21 protein-coding genes and 3 riboswitches are annotated in these 18113 nt (G+C 33.8%); of the genes, 10 read left to right on the forward strand and 11 right to left on the reverse strand.

Annotation, left to right across the window (positions count from 1 at the left end; all coding sequences use genetic code 11):
- Window positions 1-138: 138 nt before the first annotated feature.
- A riboswitch (cyclic di-GMP riboswitch) is annotated at window positions 139-227 on the reverse strand.
- Window positions 228-298: 71 nt separating this feature from the next.
- Window positions 299-387: riboswitch (cyclic di-GMP riboswitch) on the reverse strand.
- A gap of 71 nt (window positions 388-458) precedes the next feature.
- Window positions 459-547, reverse strand: a riboswitch (cyclic di-GMP riboswitch).
- Window positions 548-792: 245 nt separating this feature from the next.
- Window positions 793-2013 (reverse strand): ATP-binding protein, encoded by a 1221-nt coding sequence (locus ACW0JX_RS23270; RefSeq protein WP_053563505.1) that lies wholly within the window; start codon window positions 2011-2013, stop codon window positions 793-795.
- Entirely contained in the window at window positions 2010-3263 is a 1254-nt protein-coding gene (locus ACW0JX_RS23275) for an ATP-binding protein (RefSeq protein ID WP_459245105.1), read from the reverse strand. The genes ACW0JX_RS23270 and ACW0JX_RS23275 overlap by 4 nt, the downstream gene beginning before the upstream one ends.
- 182 nt (window positions 3264-3445) lie before the next feature.
- On the opposite strand from ACW0JX_RS23275, the gene ACW0JX_RS23280 reads away from it, so the two are divergent.
- The gene (locus ACW0JX_RS23280; protein ID WP_459245106.1) at window positions 3446-5476 is read left to right on the forward strand and encodes a catalase; all 2031 of its coding nucleotides are present in this window, start codon (window positions 3446-3448) and stop codon (window positions 5474-5476) included.
- Between the two features lie 15 nt (window positions 5477-5491).
- On the forward strand, window positions 5492-6301 hold the full coding sequence (locus ACW0JX_RS23285) for an alpha/beta fold hydrolase (RefSeq protein ID WP_000498279.1): 810 nt from the start codon (window positions 5492-5494) through the stop codon (window positions 6299-6301).
- 209 nt (window positions 6302-6510) lie between these two features.
- Here ACW0JX_RS23285 and ACW0JX_RS23290 read toward each other — a convergent pair whose 3' ends face one another.
- From ACW0JX_RS23290 to ACW0JX_RS23300, 3 genes are all read right to left on the reverse strand, one after another.
- A complete protein-coding gene (locus ACW0JX_RS23290; protein ID WP_459245107.1) occupies window positions 6511-8580 on the reverse strand; it encodes an LTA synthase family protein in 2070 nt (689 codons plus the stop codon).
- A 377-nt stretch (window positions 8581-8957) separates the two neighbouring features.
- Window positions 8958-9188 (reverse strand): hypothetical protein, encoded by a 231-nt coding sequence (locus ACW0JX_RS23295; RefSeq protein WP_000578980.1) that lies wholly within the window; start codon window positions 9186-9188, stop codon window positions 8958-8960.
- A 10-nt stretch (window positions 9189-9198) separates the two neighbouring features.
- Complete coding sequence (locus ACW0JX_RS23300) at window positions 9199-9495, reverse strand: DUF3986 family protein (RefSeq protein ID WP_098284240.1); 297 nt, start codon at window positions 9493-9495, stop codon at window positions 9199-9201.
- 120 nt (window positions 9496-9615) lie between these two features.
- Here ACW0JX_RS23300 and ACW0JX_RS23305 point away from each other — a divergent pair, with 120 nt between their 5' ends.
- The 3 genes from ACW0JX_RS23305 to ACW0JX_RS23315 are packed head-to-tail and all read left to right on the forward strand — an operon-like array spanning window position 9616 to window position 12198.
- Window positions 9616-10623: an ABC transporter substrate-binding protein gene (locus ACW0JX_RS23305; protein WP_063548861.1), complete on the forward strand. Its 1008-nt coding sequence runs from the start codon at window positions 9616-9618 to the stop codon at window positions 10621-10623.
- Between the two features lie 11 nt (window positions 10624-10634).
- Complete coding sequence (locus ACW0JX_RS23310) at window positions 10635-11399, forward strand: ABC transporter ATP-binding protein (protein WP_459245108.1); 765 nt, start codon at window positions 10635-10637, stop codon at window positions 11397-11399.
- Window positions 11392-12198, forward strand: a complete 807-nt coding sequence (locus ACW0JX_RS23315) for an ABC transporter permease (RefSeq protein ID WP_000368798.1) — start codon at window positions 11392-11394, stop codon at window positions 12196-12198. Before ACW0JX_RS23310 ends, ACW0JX_RS23315 begins: the two co-directional genes overlap by 8 nt.
- A gap of 34 nt (window positions 12199-12232) precedes the next feature.
- On the opposite strand, the gene ACW0JX_RS23320 is transcribed toward ACW0JX_RS23315, so the two are convergent.
- Window positions 12233-12460 carry a hypothetical protein gene (locus ACW0JX_RS23320; RefSeq protein WP_000849112.1) on the reverse strand — a complete coding sequence of 76 codons (228 nt, stop codon included), beginning with the start codon at window positions 12458-12460 and terminating at the stop codon, window positions 12233-12235.
- 227 nt (window positions 12461-12687) lie between these two features.
- Entirely contained in the window at window positions 12688-13809 is a 1122-nt protein-coding gene (locus ACW0JX_RS23325; protein ID WP_063548865.1) for a hypothetical protein, read from the reverse strand.
- A 92-nt stretch (window positions 13810-13901) separates the two neighbouring features.
- Here ACW0JX_RS23325 and ACW0JX_RS23330 point away from each other — a divergent pair, with 92 nt between their 5' ends.
- Entirely contained in the window at window positions 13902-14573 is a 672-nt protein-coding gene (locus tag ACW0JX_RS23330) for an HAD family hydrolase (protein WP_459245109.1), read from the forward strand.
- 99 nt (window positions 14574-14672) lie between these two features.
- Here ACW0JX_RS23330 and ACW0JX_RS23335 read toward each other — a convergent pair whose 3' ends face one another.
- From ACW0JX_RS23335 to ACW0JX_RS23345, 3 genes are all read right to left on the reverse strand, one after another.
- Window positions 14673-15209, reverse strand: coding sequence for a DUF3267 domain-containing protein (locus ACW0JX_RS23335; protein ID WP_095690103.1), 537 nt, complete (start codon window positions 15207-15209; stop codon window positions 14673-14675).
- A gap of 113 nt (window positions 15210-15322) precedes the next feature.
- Entirely contained in the window at window positions 15323-15802 is a 480-nt protein-coding gene (gene mutTA / locus ACW0JX_RS23340) for an antimutator 8-oxo-(dGTP/GTP)ase (protein ID WP_000276382.1), read from the reverse strand.
- 84 nt (window positions 15803-15886) lie between these two features.
- A complete protein-coding gene (locus ACW0JX_RS23345) occupies window positions 15887-16204 on the reverse strand; it encodes a hypothetical protein (protein WP_000448409.1) in 318 nt (105 codons plus the stop codon).
- 83 nt (window positions 16205-16287) lie between these two features.
- Here ACW0JX_RS23345 and ytzI point away from each other — a divergent pair, with 83 nt between their 5' ends.
- The 4 genes from ytzI to ACW0JX_RS23365 all read left to right on the forward strand — a co-directional run bounded on the left by ytzI (window position 16288) and on the right by ACW0JX_RS23365 (window position 17495).
- Entirely contained in the window at window positions 16288-16437 is a 150-nt protein-coding gene (gene ytzI, locus ACW0JX_RS23350; protein ID WP_000472791.1) for a YtzI protein, read from the forward strand.
- A gap of 1 nt (window position 16438) precedes the next feature.
- A complete protein-coding gene (locus tag ACW0JX_RS23355) occupies window positions 16439-16669 on the forward strand; it encodes a DUF3953 domain-containing protein (RefSeq protein ID WP_071740508.1) in 231 nt (76 codons plus the stop codon).
- Window positions 16670-16683: 14 nt separating this feature from the next.
- Window positions 16684-16914, forward strand: a complete 231-nt coding sequence (locus tag ACW0JX_RS23360) for a DUF3953 domain-containing protein (RefSeq protein WP_459245110.1) — start codon at window positions 16684-16686, stop codon at window positions 16912-16914.
- Window positions 16915-17264: 350 nt separating this feature from the next.
- Window positions 17265-17495 (forward strand): YczI family protein, encoded by a 231-nt coding sequence (locus ACW0JX_RS23365; protein WP_053563496.1) that lies wholly within the window; start codon window positions 17265-17267, stop codon window positions 17493-17495.
- A 65-nt stretch (window positions 17496-17560) separates the two neighbouring features.
- On the opposite strand, the gene luxS is transcribed toward ACW0JX_RS23365, so the two are convergent.
- Window positions 17561-18034, reverse strand: coding sequence for an S-ribosylhomocysteine lyase LuxS (gene luxS / locus ACW0JX_RS23370; protein ID WP_001141371.1), 474 nt, complete (start codon window positions 18032-18034; stop codon window positions 17561-17563).
- Window positions 18035-18113 lie beyond the last annotated feature (79 nt).

The following is an 18113-nucleotide window of genomic DNA, read 5'->3' on the forward strand; positions in this document are numbered from 1 at the left end:
TCACTTCTTATGAACCGAATATTTCGAACATTAAATTTATTATTCAGCTAAATTTACAATCATAATGTGTATTCCTAGAAAATAAAAAGCCTGGTTGCCTTTTCGATTTTCATACATCACAACATGTGTGAAAATCCAAACTGCAACCAGACTATCATAGTAATTTTCATTACCTTAGACTCTTAGCTTTGCGACCTATCCTTTCGAACAGTGTGCCCATTTATTTTTTCTTTTTGAGACAATAAAAAATCTGGTTGCCTCTTCGATTTTCATACATACAACTATGTGTAAAAATCCAAACTGCAACCAGACTATCATAGTAATTTTCATTACCTTAGACTCTTAGCTTTGCGACCTATCCTTTCGAATAGTGTGCCCATTTATTTTTTCTTTTTAAGACAATAAAAAATCCGGTTGCCTCTTCGATTTTCATACATACAACTATGTGTGAAAATCCAAACTGCAACCAGACTATCATAGTAATTTTCATTACTTTAGACTCTTAGCTTTGCGACCTATCCTTTCGAATAGTGTGCCAAAAATAGGTATTTATTTATCGTGTTTTGAATATACCATTAAAACCCAAAAAAGAAAATAGTTTTTTTAGAAAAAAACAATTAATTTTTATAGTCTAAATTTTTTACTGGAAAATCCATAATAAAAACTAAAAAAACATTTTGATCTTAGAAATACATCATACATTCTTTATCGATAAAATGAGATTTTTACTATCCACAAATAGCAAGATAAAATAGAAAAACATCACTTATTTGGAAGTGATGTTTTTTCTATTTAATGCAGTGGTAACATAACCTCAACCGTCGTTCCAACCCCAACTTCACTTTCAAAACTCATTTTACCGTTGTGGTCTTTAATAATTTTTTCTGTAACTACTAAACCTAGACCAGTTCCTGTTTCTTTCGTTGTATAAAAGGCTTCATTTAACTTTGGAATTTTATCTTTCGGAATGCCGCATCCCTCATCTTTCACTTGAATGATGATTCCATCTTTTACAGTAACTTTAATCGTAATTGTTCCGCCAACTGACATTGCTTCAATTGCATTTTTAATTAAATTAAAAAAGACCTGTTTTAATCGTTTTTCATCACATGTAATTGATGGTAAGTCTTTACTGTAAATACCTTGTATGTAGACTCCTTGTTTTAAAGCAGGCTTTTCCATAACTCGAATAACATAAGAGATAATTTCTTGTATGTTATGAGTTTCTGATTCTAGTGATTTAGATTTCTCAAATCCACTAAGTTCTGTAGCAATTATATGAATCCGATCTACTTCTTGTTTCATAATATCACTATAAATTTTATCCTCTGGATGCTTGTCTGCTTGTTTATTCACAAGTTTTTTTAAGTTTGCTAAAGGTCTTCTAATCTTATAACCAATAACCGTTGCCATCTTTCCAACAGCTGCTAGTTTTTCTGTCTGTTTTATTTCTTTGTCCATCATCTCAAGCGTCCGAACATAAGACTGAACCCTCAAAAATATAATCCAACATATGATAGTAAATACGCTATATAATGCCATTGGGATTAAAACGAGAGAAGATTGAATAATGATTCCTGTAAGAGCATACTTTCCGACAAGTATCGCTGGAATTAACCAGAAATATCTTTTATTCACAAAGATTGGTGCAAACAAAATAAAAAATCCTTCTACTATATTTCCACCGTCAAATTCTGCATCGCTACCATAATAAATCATAATGTTATGGATAAAATCTAATACATTATAGCCAATTAGAATAATATACTTTACCGCAAAAGCATTCTTCCATTTCATAAAGTATATCCCAACGCAAAACAATACCACCATCAAAAAGTAAAGCCATAAACCTAAACCATCTTCAAACTCTCCTACACCTTCTTGCTCTCCACCGATTAACGGTACGATAAATTCATAGGCAAGATCATATACAAAAAATATAATGAAAAATAAACTTAAAAATGCTTTCAGCGCCTTTATTTCTTCGTTTTTAAATATATAGCCTTTATTCATATGGTAACTCCTAGCTTTTCTTCCACTTCGATTTCAGTATTTCCACACTTCTTTGGGAGAATGATGTCTATTCTCGTTCCAGTATCTCTTTCACTTGAAATATGCAGCTCACCAAGGTGCTCGGCGACAATTCGATTCGCTACCGTAAGTCCCAGACCAATTTTATCCTGTTTCGTTGTATAAAAGGGCTCTGTAACACGAATTAAGTTTTCTTGCTTAATACCATGACCATTATCGATTATACTGATTATTACATATTCTTTTCCTTTATCTTCTAATTGCAAATGTAATATGCCACCTTGTTCCATTGCCTCTAAAGCATTTTTTATCGTATATAAAAAGACTCCTCTTATTTTTCGTTCATCACATTCAATTTCTATTGTTTTTTCTTCCACATTAGAAATAAACTGCACGTTTAATTCATTCATTTTTTCGCGAAGACTTGTTATTACTTGTAATACAATTTTTCCTACATCATGTTTCTTATAAATAGAAGGTTTGCATGTAGCAACTTCCATTAACTCACTTATCATATTATTCATATTTTCTATTTCAAAAATCATACGTTTATAAATAGGATCCTCTTCATGCTTCTCTCGTTGTAATTGCGTAAATCCTTTTAATGAAGCGAGTGGATTTTTAATTTCATGTCCAACCGTCGCTGCCATTTTTCCGATTACTGCTAATTTTTGCGATTCACTAGCAATCGCAATACTTTCCTTTACAGCTGAAAGATATTGTAAAAATCGGTTTAAAATGATATACGCCGCAATTAGCATAAGTGTATACATAATAAGATACATAAATGCTTTTACTTCCTCTAATACAAATAAATAAATCAAATATTTTCCTACAATAGAAGAAAGTAAAATCACATAAAATTTTTTATTTAAAAATATGGGTACAAAGAAAATGAGAATAATTTCTATTATATTTATCGCATCAAACGCCGCCTTATTATAAAAAATATATGAAAATATATTAGCGATTTCTATCCCTATGTATGCAAATATCCATGCATATTTAACAAGGTTTGCCTTCTCTTTTTTCATTAAATATATATTCACGCACAGTATTGCTACTCCGCAAATAACTTGCCATACTATGTTGTATCCCTTATCCATTATTGATTTATCGTCTAATACGATTGCATAGAAAATTTGATATACAATAACAATGACATATAACACCCATAAAAGGATTTTTGCATTCTTTTCTTCTTCTTTATATGATAGAAAACTTTCTTTCACTTCAACACCCCTTCAAAATAATATCTCGAAGAATACCATTTATTATAATAAATGATTTTCATAGACAAACAAAGATAAATCGAACATTTGAGGAAAATCATCCCAACGACGCAACATCTTCATGCTATATACAAGCATAAAAAACATAAACAATAATACGTATATTATGGGAGGTGTTTTTTATGGACGGCAAAAAAAATAAAAAGACAGAACAACTCCAATCTTTCACGCGTGAAAATGAAGGAAAGGAGATGACAACAAATACAGGTGTTAAAATTTCAAATGATGAAAACTCTTTAACTGCCAGTGATCGTGGCCCTACCCTTCTAGAAGATTTCCTTATGCGAGAAAAACTTTCTCACTTTGACCGTGAACGAATTCCAGAACGAGTCGTTCACGCACGAGGATACGGAGCACATGGCATTTTTGAGTTATATGAATCTTTAGAAGAGCTAACAATGGCCCCCTTTCTACAAGACCCTTCAAAAAAAACACCGCTTTTTATTCGTTTCTCTGAAGTAGCTGGATCAAAAGGAGCAAATGAAACGAATCGAGATGTAAGAGGATTCGCCGTTAAATTTTATACAGAAGAAGGAAATTTTGATTTAGTAGGAAATAATATTCCCATTTTCTTTATTCAAGATGGCATTAAATTTCCTGATCTTATTCACGCCCTTAAACCAGAGCCACATAATGAAATTCCACAGGGTCAAACAGCACATGATACTTTTTGGGACTTCATCGCCAACAATCAAGAATCAGCTGCAATGATGATGTGGATTATGTCCGATCGTGCAATTCCAAGAAGCTTTCGAATGATGCAAGGATTTGGCGTTCATACATTTCGTCTAGTTAATAAAAATAGAAAGTCACGATTCGTGAAATTCCACTGGAAGCCAAAGCTTGGCGTTCATTCGTTAATTTGGGATGAAGCACAAAAACTAGGTGGTGCTGACCCAGATTACCATCGCCGTGATTTGTGGGAAAATATTAATGCTGGAAACTATCCTGAGTACGAACTTGGCATTCAAATTTTAGAAGAAGAGGACGAATTTAAATACGACTTCGATATATTAGATGCAACGAAAATTTGGCCTGAAGAAGATTTTCCCGTTAAAATCATTGGGAAAATGACCTTAAATCGCAATGTAGATAATGTATTTGCTGAAACTGAACAAGTGGCACTACACCCTGGAAGTATCGTCCGTGGTATTGACTTTACCAATGACCCTCTCTTACAAGGTAGACTCTTTTCTTATACAGACACACAATTAGCACGCGTTGGTACAAATTATCAAGAACTACCGATTAACCGTCCAATATGCCCATTTCATAACAACCAAAGAGATGGTGCGTCTAAATATATAATCGACAAAGGAAAAGTTGCCTACCATAACAATTCCTTAGCAAATAATTCTCCTTATACTGTACCTGGAACAAATGGGGGATTCGTTACATATCCTTCTACTGTATCTGGTCATAAAACAAGGGAAACTGCTGCTAGCTTCAAAGACCACTTCTCTCAAGCTCGTTTATTTTGGAATAGTATGAGTCACGTCGAAAAAATCCATATTATGCAGGCTTTCTCCTTTGAATTAGGAAAAGTCAAAAGTAAATCTGTCCGCCAACAAGTCGTGGATATGATTGGACATATTAGTACAGAATTGGCTACTTTAGTTGCAGAAGCTCTCGGAGCAAAAGTCCCAAATGTGCAAGAATCCAACGTTACAAAATCATCTCCAGCACTAAGTATGGCAAATACAACCTTTAGTCCTAATACATTACGAGTAGGTGTCATTGTTGCAAATGGATATGATGGACCAAGCGCACAATATATAATAAATCAGTTCAAACAAGTAGGTCTTCAACCAGTGATCGTTTCCGAACGATTAGGCATAGTGCAGGGAACGCCAAATGGACAGTGGGAAGTAAATGATACTTTCTTAACAGGCTCACCACTCCTTTATGATGGATTACTTCTTATTGGCGGAAAGATGGATGATCATTTTCTTAACAAAGCAAGTTCATTTGTCGTAGAATCATATAATCACTTTAAGCCGATTGGCTCCTTCCAAAACGGCTCTTCTATTATTCAATCTTTAAATATCGAAGGAAAGCCTGGTGTTTTAATAGAACAAGACCCTACGCGACTAGCAAATGAATTTATTAAAGCTATGACAAAACAACGCTTTTGGGATAGAGCATATTCATAAAATAGGGGGGAATTTATGTTTGTTACTGTCGAGAAAGATGTGCATATTTTTGTGCAAGACGTTAATCCTGGTCCAGGTAGTAAGACTGTTTTCTTCGTTCACGGATGGCCTTTAAATCATCAAATGTATCAATATCAACTCAATGTTTTACCAGAGCATGGCTTTCGCTGTATCGCCATGGATATACGAGGGAATGGACAATCTGATAAGCCATGGACTGGTTACACGTATGATCGATTAGCCGATGATATCGCAATTGTTCTAGAAGCACTCCAAGTAGAGAACGCTACATTAGTCGGTTTCTCAGTTGGTGGTGCTCTTTCTATTCGATATATGTCTCGCTATAATGGGCGCCGCATTTCTAAGCTCGCATTAATTGACGCTGTCTCTCCCTCTTTCGTTAAAAATCAAGAGTCCCCTTACGGTGTACCGAAAGAACAAGCAGATGCTCTCATTAATCAAATGTATGCTAATTTACCAAAATTTTTAAATGATGTATCTTTATCCTTTTTCAATAGAAACTTAGGAGCTGCAACCCTTGAATGGTTTTCTTATCTCGGTATGCAGTCCGCTTCTTATGCCCTTATCAAAATTTTACAAGCAGCTGCAAATGAAGATGTAACGAAAGATTTAAATAAAATTAACGTCCCAACAAAAATCTTCCACGGCGTTCACGACCAACTAATTCCTTACAAAAGTGCTGAACTTACGCAACAACGAATTAAAAATTCTCAGTTACATGCTCTTACAAATAGTGGTCATGGTTCACCAATCGATCAAGCGGATGAATTAAATAAAGAACTGATAAAATTTTTACAAACATAACAACTGCAATATAAGAATGAAAGTTAACATAATCGTTTTTTATAAAACATAAAATTCACACATTTCTCACAAATACACAAATAAAACGATTATATTTTCATATATACTAAATGTACAAGTAATACTCCCTAAACCCAGCTTGTCTGGTTACCCCGTTAAATACTATGAAAAAAGAACTTGTATCGTTATACAAGTTCTTTTTGTTTCTTTTATTTAAAGAGGATATCTTTACTATATTGATTTCCAACGAGTAAATCATATTGAAGCATTTTATATTGCTCTAACATTTCTTTTTGTTTCTTTGTTAAATCATTGATTACTTCTCCATTTTTATCAACTTTTAATTCATCTCTAAGCACTGGTATTTCCTTGTAAAGTTCCGATAAAAATTGATAAAATAAGGATTTATTTAATCCTGCATAATCAAAAATAAGATTAGAAAAATGAATTGGGCTTACTAAACCTAAATTATCATTTGGCATATCAAAGTTTGCATACATTAATAGCGGCGTTTGCGCCATCGCTAAACGTTCGCTCGGTGTTTTTTCATTCGTTATATACCCATTTTCTTTATAAAAAGATTTATTTGTTCCTAATGATGGAAGATGATCTCCAAAGAATACTAATAATGTAGGTCTATCTAAATTATCTAGTTGCTCTATTAAATATTGAAGGGCCTCATCTGAACGTCTTAATCCTTCTGTATACGTCTCTAATTCTCCCTTTGATTCTTCATTTTCTAGACCGCTAATTTCTATTAGGTTTTCACCAAATCGGCCTTCTGTAAATGGAAAATGATTTTGCATCGTAACTGCATGAATAAATGTTGGCTGTTTTTGTTCCTCTAACTCAGCAATTATCTCTTTACTCATCGCTAAATCACTAATATAATCTCCATCAATATCCACATTTTCCATCGTGTCCTCTGCATTAAACTTATCAAATCCTAACACCTTATATACATCGTCACGTTTAAAGAATGTGCGACCAAATGAATGAATTGCACTTGTATAATAACCTTCTTTTTTCAACGCCGTAGGGATTGATGGAATTTCTTTCTTATTTGTAATAACCTGCTGATATGGTATAGAACCTGGCTTTAACAAACTCATTGAATAACTTGTTAATGCCTCAAATTCAACGTTCGCCGTATTTCCCCCAAATGTAGGAGAAATAGTTTGTCCACCAGGAAAGTTTTCTATATAATGATGTAAATTTGGTACAGGATCTTCACTAAAAGAAAGGTTAGTTACTTTCGTCGGATCCCAAAACGATTCACTCATTACAAAAATAATATTCGGTTTCTCTTTTTTCTTTTGGCTCCCTATATTTCCACTATATTGTTTTTTTATATCGTTTGCTATTTGAAGCATATTTTCTTTAGAATAATTTTTTGGTTTTTCCATAACTGTTGTATCTAAATTGCTAATAAACCCAAGTACAAAACCATTTGAAGCATAGTTCTCATTTTGATTCCACAAAACAAAATCTACACCTGATTTTTGAAATACTTTATTCATAAATGTATTCGCAAAATTACCGTACGCATATAGAACAAAAATAGATCCTACTACTAATAAGGCTCTTATTCCTAGATGAATCTTTACATTTTGAATATTGCTTCTCATATATATCCCTGCAACAATACAAGCTACGATACTTAAGATAATGACAAAAATATAGCTCCAGCTAAAATAGTCCATCACCATCGGTATAACAGATTGCATATGCGTAATTTGTGTGAAATCAGAAGGATATAACGGATCGCCTCTGAAAATAAGCTTTAAATAATTCACAATACCTAAAATGACTAACGTACAGCTCGTTAAAACCATACTTAGAAAAACCTTACCTATTAAATTATATACAAGAATATATATTGCATAAATTACTACAAAACTTAATATAAACTGCATATTATAAAAGTAAATCCAATTCATTGTCTCTATGAAAATCATATTAACTTGCATGACAATATAAAATAATGCTACTGTATGAGCTAGCAAAAATAATATAAAATGCACTCTCAGGGATGCCTTACATATAGACATCTCTTTTTTATTGAAATGAGTAATATAAAATGTTATGCCCCATATGAAAATCATCATAACACTTAAAACAAGCTTTTGATTTAAATGATCTTTCATCATGTCTAAATTAAAAACCTTTAAAATCATAAACAGCATAGTTATTACTAATAATGTCACCATACTACTTATAATGCTAGAAATTAATATATTTCTTTTTGGAAGATGAAAAAGTGTAGAACCATATTTCAATTCATTCCCTCGTTTCTATGTATTAATTTCACCCCGCATCGTAAAAACTATTTGTATTAAAATAACATATATCCTATATTTCGTCTGCAAACTTGCTTCTACTATAAATATATTTCCTTAATACTTCCTTAATCAATAGTTAAATTGTGGTATACAAATTACTCATTCTTGAAAAACTTAATTTCAGCATTCCACTTTATGATACAATAACTATTTTTTAGAAGTCCTGCTATTAAAGATTTAACATGAAAATACGAAAGAATTAATAAAAAGGCGTTGCACGTTTTTAACAACTATTACTATAACGAAAAGAACCTGCCACAAGACAGGTTCTTTTCGTTATTTTATGATAAAAGAGAAAATGATTAGTATGTGTATTATATAAAGGGAAGCAGCCATATTTTCCATACGATACATACGAGTACTATAATTACAAAATCAAAAAAATCTAATCTCGGACCTTTTTTCATATTCATATGTAGCCACATATGAAACCACTTTATTTTTGTATATTTATGGATGTTTTTCTTTGCAAATCGGTAAATAAGCATTTGCATGATAAAAAATCCGGCCACAAAAATAAATAATAAGATGAGAAATCCAATCACAAAATTCCTCCTATTTTTGTAGCGTTTTTTCTACTATCCGATTTTTCAAAACCCACTCTTCAAACTGGGCACTTCCAAATTCCCAGCTAAGATCGCGAGCATGTACAGAAAAAACGTAATGACCAGCATATTCGTCCATAAATCTCCCTAACTTTACATCGTCTTTCTGAATACCGTATACTCCAAAATTAAAATACACATCCCATACGTCTTCATTCTTTCTCTTATAAGCAATCGATTCCATATCACATTCCGTCCCGAAATAATCAAGATGTAAATGTACGCTATCATCGTATTCGTACTCCATTTTATCACCCCTTATATTTGTACTTCTTTACCACCAAAAAAATTCCTGCTATCTACACTCACATATGGGCGATTACCTACATATCATGCTTGTAGAGTGACTTCTAGGAGGTGTTATATAGTGAAAAAATTAATCGCGATTTTTTGCATCATGTTACTAGCTGTTTTTACTTTTGCTGCTTGTAGTAGTAAAAAAGAAGGTACGAAAGAACAAACTCAAAACATTCGCGTCGGCGAAGTTACCCATTCTCTCTTCTATGCCCCATTATATGTTGGGATTGAAAAAGGATTTTTTAAAGATGAAGGACTAAATATTGACCTACAAACAACAGCTGGTGGCGATAAAACGATGACCGCCCTATTATCTGGCGGAATTGATATTGCTCTCGTCGGTTCTGAAACGTCTATTTACGTTCATCAACAAGGAGCGAAAGACCCTGTCATTAACTTTGCACAGCTTACACAAACAGATGGGACATTTTTAGTTTCACGTAAAAAACTAGACTCTTTTAATTGGAATGACGTGAAAGGTGTTACGTTTTTAGGACAACGTAAAGGCGGCATGCCGCAAATGGTTGGAGAATACGTTTTAAAGAAAAATGGCATTGACCCTCATAAAGATACAAACTTAATTCAAAATATCGAATTTGCTAATATTGCAAATGCCTTCGCATCTGGTACTGGAGAGTTTGTACAGCTCTTTGAACCGACTGCAAGTATACTTGAGAAAGAAGGTAAAGGTTATATCGTCGCTTCATTCGGAAATGAATCTGGTACTGTTCCTTATACAACGTTCATGGCAAAAGAAAGTTTCTTAAAGAAAGATAAAACTGCTGCTGAAAAGTTCACACGTGCTCTCTATAAAGCACAGCAATGGGTTGATACACATAGTCCAGAAGAGATTGCTGATACTGTTTCCCCGCTATTTAAAGACACTTCAAAAGACATTACAGTAAAAGTAATTGAACGGTATAAAAAGCAACATTCTTATGCGACAAATCCACTATTAGATGCAGAAGAATGGAAACAGCTCCAAACTATTATGAAAGACGCTGGTGAATTACAAAAAGAAGTCCCACATGAAGCGCTCGTCAATACAAAAATTGCCGAAAGCGTTATTAAGAAATAGAGGCGAAGTGTATGAGTTTTTTGCAAATACGTAACGTTTCTCACTGTTTTTTTGCAAAAGAGAATGCCAAACTTATTCTCGAAGATATGAGCTTACAAGTGGAAGAAGGCGAATTTATTTCTATACTCGGTCCAAGTGGTTGCGGTAAAACAACGCTCCTCTCAATCATTGCTGGACTACTTGATCCAATTGACGGTATCGTCTTTTTAGATGGTGAACCGATTACAACGAAAACATCATCTATGGGATATATGTTGCAACAAGATTACTTATTCCCTTGGAAAACGATTGAAGAAAATATTATGCTTGGACTTCATATTCGAAAGATTTATGATGAGCAGATGAAAGAACATACTTTAAATCTTTTAAAACAAGTCGGTCTTCATGGTGTAGAAGAACAATATCCTCGTGAACTATCCGGCGGTATGCGTCAACGTGCCGCTCTCGTTCGAACATTAGCGACTGATCCGAAAATTTTATTACTAGATGAACCATTCTCCGCACTCGATTATCAAACGAAATTAAAACTAGAAGAACTCGTTTTCAACTTACTAAATAAATATAAGAAAACATCACTACTTGTTACTCATGATATTGAAGAAGCGATCGCGATGAGTGATCGTATTTATTTACTGCAAGCGAATCCCGGAAAAATCGCAAAAATCTTTATCGTCCCGGAAAGTATCCGTTCTTTATCACCGTTAGAAGCACGCCATCACTACGATTTCCCAGCCCTCTTTCAAGATATATGGAAGGAGCTGGAACGACTTGGATAATATAAAACAACTACATGAACAATTTCGAAAGAACGAACGCAGACGCGCTTGGATTGCTCGCTCGCTACAACTTTTACTACTTATTCTTTTCTTTGCACTATGGGAAATAGCTAGTAAAAAAGAATGGATTGATCCTTTACTCTTTAGCTCTCCTTCGAGTATTTGGGATCTCTTCTTAACGAAATGGATCGACGGTTCACTTTGGGTCCACATATGGACGACATTACTGGAAACAGGAGTAGGCTTCATTCTCGGAACAGTACTTGGTGCTATTATTGCCACGTTCCTTTGGTGGATGCCACTTCTAGCCCGCGTACTTGATCCTTATCTCGTCGTCCTAAATGCAATGCCAAAAGTTGCACTCGGTCCAATCATCATCGTTATTTTCGGTCCAAACATTTCATCTTCTATCGCAATGGGAGTAATCATTTCCATCATCATTACCATTCTCGTTATTTACAGTGCATTTCAAGAAGTCGATTCTAACTATATAAAAGTGATGGACACATTTGGTGCAAATAAATGGCAATGTTATAAGCAAGTCGTTCTCCCTGCATCCTTTCCAGCAATTATCTCAACGTTAAAAGTAAACGTTGGTTTATCCTGGGTCGGTGTTATTTTCGGAGAACTTCTCGTTTCCAAACAAGGACTTGGCTACTTAATTAGCTACGGATTCCAAGTCTTTAACTTCACACTCGTCTTACTTAGCGTACTACTCACATGTGTTCTTGCAACTCTTATGTATGTATTTGTTGAGGCATTTGAAAAAATTCTAATTGGAAAAAGAAAAAGAAGCTGACTCAAAACAGTACGCTATAGTCAGCTTCTTTCTTTTACCTTTTATCACACATTTTCGTTTCATTTGTAATGTTTCCATCCGCAACCGTAACTGTATGGAAACAGTCTTTCACACGTACTGTAACGACATTATCTTTTCGATCTATCACATGATAATCATTAAACTTTTCATTCAAAGCACTACGAATTTGCTCCCCTTCAAAAATCGGAAAACCGTGAGACATTACCCAAATGAGACCAGCAACAGCAAGAATCGTTTTCATACGTTTCATTACCTCCTCGAGAGTAAACTTATAGTCCCTACAACACGCGCATTATAATTGTGTCTAAATTGTGACATTTTTATACTAATTCTATTTTATACCTCCAGTTCCTTCTTCTTTTAAATAAAAATACAGAATTTTCAATTTTATCAACATAAAAAAACGCAAAGAATTAAAAATTCTTCACGCTTTACTTTAACGAAACTATATCGAACACATAACTTACATTAGTCTCCACTTTGTTGTTCTATCGTTTTCGAAACATCATATAATCCTGACAGCACTTCCGCTCTCATTTTTACAAGCTCAGGGAACTGATAGAAGAAAGCAATTTTCTTATATTTTAACTCTGTTCCTTCTTTCACTTTTTTTGAATCTTGTAAAATGAACGCTGTAAATGTATCTGCGATATCTTCTGCTACATTTGTCGTTCCATACTGTGAGACAAACTCATCTTGCTTTTCTTTAAAAAACTCAATTTGAGTTTCTTCACTTTCTTCTACTTTCTTTTCTGTCCACTCTTGCTCAATAGGCTTCCAGAAAGAGTTATAAAATTGATTAATATAAGATTTTCCCTTCGCACATCCCTCTTGTAAGAAAAGATTTCCACATTTATTTCGGTACGTTGAAATATCTTTATCTTCTTCAAAAGCCTTTACATAGTTTTCATCTACTGGTATTTGCTTATGCCCGAGCGTCAACACGTGAGCCGTCTCATGAATTAATGTTTTCATCACTTCATCGATATTTACCGCAGAATCAAGCGTATCTAGGCTAAGAGTCCAGTCTTTCGGATTCTCCATACTCGGCATAACATGGGCAACAACACCGTCATAACCATCTGTTATTAAATCAAATTCTGTTATATTCCCACGATATTTAGCTGGAATGAGTGTACGATACATATCCCATAAGTCTTCATGATACCCTCTATCTTGACGTTGTTGTAGCACCTCTTCTTTCGCTTCTTTATCTTCAGCGAATACTTTATTTAAACGTTTCCGTTCTATTTTTTCAAAATAAGGATCTACAATTTCATCACCATCGATATAATAAGAAGCTAAAAAGAAATAACTTTCATCATCATCCTCATCATCTTTTTTCTGCTCTGCCTCTTTCATATCCGCACTTTCATGCTCTTCTATTTCATAATCTTCTACTGCTTCAAGCTCAGATAATCCATCTATTTTTTCATATACTTTTTGAAGTTTCTTATCTCCTATTTCCACACATTCTTCGTCTGTTTTACACACTTCTTTTTCTTTCACACTCTTCATAGAACTTTCGCATCCTGCTAGTAAGCCGATTGCAACGATAACCCCTACTAACTTGCCATACAGTCTCTTCATACAGTCCTCCATCAATACATTCTACAAAAATATAATAATCATTTTTTAACGAATATGCGATAATTAATTATAAAACTGCAAGGAGGCTTCTCATGATTCGTGCAATCTTATTCGACTTAGATGGAACACTATTAGATCGGCGCCAATCTTTAGAACAATTTATTTATGAGCAATATAATCGCTTCTCCTCACATTTGATGAGTATAGAGAAATCAGAGTATTGTTCTCGATTTCTTGAACTCGATAATAATGGTTATACGTGGAAGGATAAAGTATATGCTACTCTCCTTTCCGAATACAACATTACTACTTTAACGCAAGAGCAACTGCTACACGACTATATTACAAACTTCCAACATCATTGTATTCCTTTCAAAAACACGCATGAACTACTTCAACAGTTAAAACAGCGAAACATTAAAATTGGTATTATCACAAATGGTTTTACTGAATTTCAGATGAGCAACCTTCGAGTACTACATATACATACGTATACAAACACCATTCTCGTTTCAGAAGCTGAAGGAATTAAAAAACCTCACCCTGAAATTTTCGAACGTGCTTTGCAAAGACTAGATGTTAAGGCAGAAGAATGTCTTTATGTTGGAGATCATCCAGAAAACGATGTGCTTGGTTCTGAACAAGTAGGAATTCTTGGTGTTTGGAAAAAAGATTCGTTTTGGGGTGATTTTAAGCATTCACGTATCGTAGATGATTTGTTGGAGGTGCTTTTGTTTTTAGAGGTGGAGATAAAAACACAATAATAGTAATTAAATTATATCAACAATTTTCACGATATCTTGATTCACCGACAAAAAATAATAAGAGGAGGCAGTTGTTCAAAAACGCCTCCTCTTCCTTTATTATTCATATACTGTAAACTGCGGTTTACTCGGATGATCTATCACTTGCGCATCATCTGGAAATTTTGAAACTTTTTGATATAAGGCAATGTCGCCGATACAACCTGCTGTTAGTAGAATTCCTAAAAATGAGAGTGGCTCCAGATTCATAGCTAATCCCAATACAATTGGCAAAATTCCAGTTGGTAAAAACGGAAGCATTAACACTTTCTTCATTTGCTTTACTGTAACCGCCTGTTTAGAATGAGCATATGCAACACCTAATTTCCAATTAACGCCCCATTTTAGTTCACTCCACGGAACACCTCCGATATAGCGAAAGCCAATTAAATGTATCGCTTCATGAATACAAACGAGAACAATCATTGCGATAATAAAAAGAAACACAGTTGGTAACGTAATTTCAACTTGAACCCCGCCTGAAAGAAGTGCATGTAAAAAACTAATTCCAAATGCCAAAACAAATATTATAAGAAATGCATAGACATTTAATTTAACCATAGACACAGCAACAGTCGTTCCTTTTCTTTTATCCATCTTCCCCCTCCTAAAATGTAAATATATCTTTACAAAATTGTATAATATACCCAAAATAATGTAAAGATATATTTACATTTATTCTTACATACAAAAAAAAGAAACCGGCCACTTTACTTCGTAAAACAGCCGATTTCTTCTATATGTTTCATCGTACGCGCTAATACGTCATCGCGCATTATAAAGCTAAATTTTCTATTCGTTTTAATGTTGTCAGGAATGTCTTTTAATAAAACAGACCCTTTCGTTTCTTCGTAATGCGTATGTTCTTCTACCGCACTAATTGTTGCAAAATAAATGTTTTTAATGATTATTTTGTCTTTTCCAGATACTTTGTATTGTCCTAAGTAAGTTAAATCAGAAACTATGCCGCCGGTTTCTTCATGAACCTCTCGAACTGCCGCTTCTTCCGGTGTTTCCCCTATTTCTACTTTACCACCTGGAAATTCAAGACCGCGACGTAAATGATGTGTTAATAACCATTGATCCCCGTACCGGCATACAACCCAAACATGCTTTGGCTCAGGAGAAAATGGATAACGTTCAAACGATAATTGTACAGTGTTGTGGTAATAATCTTTAAATTTGTACATGCCATTACTCCCCTATTGATGGTTACAAGTTTTTCCTACCACAAATTGTAGCATATTCTCGCTTTTCTGCATAATATTATCCAATTACAATCCATTGATTATTCCCATTTGCGCGACTAATTCTTTCGTCTCATGATTTCCTAAATCGTAAATCATTTTATATGCTTTTTGTAGTTGTTCATCATATCGGTCATTATTTGAATCATGATGATACTCAACAAATGGAACGTGGGAGCGTACAAATGACCCTAAATCTTCTACATATGCTTGATCAAAGTGCTCTCTTAATTCCGTAATTTCCTCATCATTTGCGGAAATCTCAAAATTATACGTATCCGCCGTCTTCACTTGTGAAATTTGACCATTTCCTATTGATATATAATATGTTTTTTTCGTCTCCATGTAACACCCTTCTTTCATCCTTTTATTTTCTATTGTTTTCATCAATTACAAAATTATGTAAAATAAAGAAAAGGAGGGATTTTATGTTCAAAATATTAATTATCGGTATTATCATCGTCCTAATCATCCTCGTACTCTCCATCATGACAATTAATAAAGGCTATGCTTATAAACATTCCGTCGATAAACTAGAAGACAATCCTTATACAAAAAAGAATAAGGAGAATTCCTAATATGCTTCGTATACTTCGCATCATAGTAGCACTCACTGTGATCGTTATGTCGGCAATTGGATTATATACAGGTCAAAATAATTTTTTACCTCTTTCACAATTTCTATTAGGGGCTTTAATGTTTCTCATCGCATTTGAACAAATAAAGAAAAAGGAATCAGCAACTGGATTTATTTGTATTATTGCCGGTGCTTTCATTTGGATTGTTCTCATCATTAGTTATATCAAATAAAAGGAGGTACATGCATGCTAAAAAGAGTACGGATTACTTTATCACTTATTGCTTTATCTATAGCAATCTATGGATTTTTTACTAGTAATAGAGAAATAATGCCGTATATGTTTATCTCTTTAGGAGTTATGGCCCTCACCATAAGTTTAGAGGAAATATTAAAACAGCAAACAGGAGGTAGTGTGCTCGCTCTACTAGCAGGAGCCGCTGCTTTATTTATTGGTTTCACAGAAATATTCCGATAAATGGTCTAAAGGAGGCTATACAATGCTAACTCTAACTATATTACGGAGTTTTTTAGCATTTCTCATGCTTCTCTTACTCATTCTAAGCACTTATATCCATGTTACCGATAATTTTTCACTTCTCCCATACGTACAATTTATTCTCATTTGTTTCTTTATTCTTCTAGGAATTAATGAATTGAAATCCGGACGAAAATCAATGAGTATCCCGTATTTTTTCGTTTCCAGTCTCATATTCTTCTTTTTAATATCAAACTACTTTCGTTATATGTAGAATGAAATTTTGACCAATTTAGCATTTATAATTATTTTCTCTCAGTAACTATTTCTTTCTACTTAAGGGGGATTCCATGTTAAAAAACATTCAAATTATAATCGCCACTATCGCTCTTTCTCTCGCCCTATTTAGCTTCTTTGCAAACTTCACTATTCTTTTACCTTACGTGTTTATCCTTTTAAGTATTATGTGTATCCTTTTTGGAATCGATGAAATAAAGAAGCAGCAAAAAATGAAAGCATTTGTTTATTTTCTCTGTTCTGCCTTTGTTTTATATGTTGGAGTATGTAATATATTTTCATAAAAAAGAAGAGTATGGTTGCTCTTAGCACAATAAAAAAACTGCCCTTTCACAGGCAGTTTTTCTTCTTATCCAAACACTTTCTCAAGTTCATCTTTATCTTGGCTTAACCAGAAGTTCATTAAGCGTTGTGCTCCTTCTAAGTCGTGAAGCTTCGCTTGACCACATTGCGTTTCATTTGCAGCTGGAATTTCTGTAATTTGAACCGCATCTTTTAATGTTAATTCTAATAAATCAATGATTTCTCGTACTGTCGGTGTTCCGCTTACTACAAGATAATATCCTGTTTGGCAGCCCATCGGTGAAATATCGATAATATCAAAATGCGGATAACGATCAATATATTTACGTAAATTAAATGCTAATAAATGTTCTAACGTATGAATAACATCTGGTTTCATTGCTTGTTTATTCGGTTGGCAAAAACGAATATCAAATTTATTTACAATACCGTCACTACCTACATTGTGAACTCCGCAATGTCTTACATAAGGTGCCTTTACAATCGTATGATCTAATTCAAAGCTTTCTACTGATGGCATACAACATCTCTCCCGCTTTTAATTTAATTCCGTTATATCCAATATGATATAACGGAAATGCACATTAGTAAAGTATTAT

It is taken from the genome of Bacillus sp. C-3-6 (assembly GCF_054509685.1).

Bases quoted from the DNA above. Each gene is read 5' to 3' on its own strand.
- ACW0JX_RS23270 (WP_053563505.1), bottom strand. From the start codon at position 2,013: ATGAATAAAGGCTATATATTTAAAAACGAAGAAATAAAGGCGCTGAAA.
- ACW0JX_RS23280 (WP_459245106.1), top strand. From the start codon at position 3,446: ATGGACGGCAAAAAAAATAAAAAGACAGAACAACTCCAATCTTTCACG.
- ACW0JX_RS23285 (WP_000498279.1), top strand. From the start codon at position 5,492: ATGTTTGTTACTGTCGAGAAAGATGTGCATATTTTTGTGCAAGACGTT.
- ACW0JX_RS23300 (WP_098284240.1), bottom strand. From the start codon at position 9,495: ATGGAGTACGAATACGATGATAGCGTACATTTACATCTTGATTATTTC.
- ACW0JX_RS23310 (WP_459245108.1), top strand. From the start codon at position 10,635: ATGAGTTTTTTGCAAATACGTAACGTTTCTCACTGTTTTTTTGCAAAA.
- ACW0JX_RS23320 (WP_000849112.1), bottom strand. From the start codon at position 12,460: ATGAAAACGATTCTTGCTGTTGCTGGTCTCATTTGGGTAATGTCTCAC.
- ACW0JX_RS23325 (WP_063548865.1), bottom strand. From the start codon at position 13,809: ATGAAGAGACTGTATGGCAAGTTAGTAGGGGTTATCGTTGCAATCGGC.
- ACW0JX_RS23330 (WP_459245109.1), top strand. From the start codon at position 13,902: ATGATTCGTGCAATCTTATTCGACTTAGATGGAACACTATTAGATCGG.
- ACW0JX_RS23335 (WP_095690103.1), bottom strand. From the start codon at position 15,209: ATGGATAAAAGAAAAGGAACGACTGTTGCTGTGTCTATGGTTAAATTA.
- mutTA (WP_000276382.1), bottom strand. From the start codon at position 15,802: ATGTACAAATTTAAAGATTATTACCACAACACTGTACAATTATCGTTT.
- ACW0JX_RS23345 (WP_000448409.1), bottom strand. From the start codon at position 16,204: ATGGAGACGAAAAAAACATATTATATATCAATAGGAAATGGTCAAATT.
- ytzI (WP_000472791.1), top strand. From the start codon at position 16,288: ATGTTCAAAATATTAATTATCGGTATTATCATCGTCCTAATCATCCTC.
- ACW0JX_RS23355 (WP_071740508.1), top strand. From the start codon at position 16,439: ATGCTTCGTATACTTCGCATCATAGTAGCACTCACTGTGATCGTTATG.
- ACW0JX_RS23360 (WP_459245110.1), top strand. From the start codon at position 16,684: ATGCTAAAAAGAGTACGGATTACTTTATCACTTATTGCTTTATCTATA.
- ACW0JX_RS23365 (WP_053563496.1), top strand. From the start codon at position 17,265: ATGTTAAAAAACATTCAAATTATAATCGCCACTATCGCTCTTTCTCTC.
- luxS (WP_001141371.1), bottom strand. From the start codon at position 18,034: ATGCCATCAGTAGAAAGCTTTGAATTAGATCATACGATTGTAAAGGCA.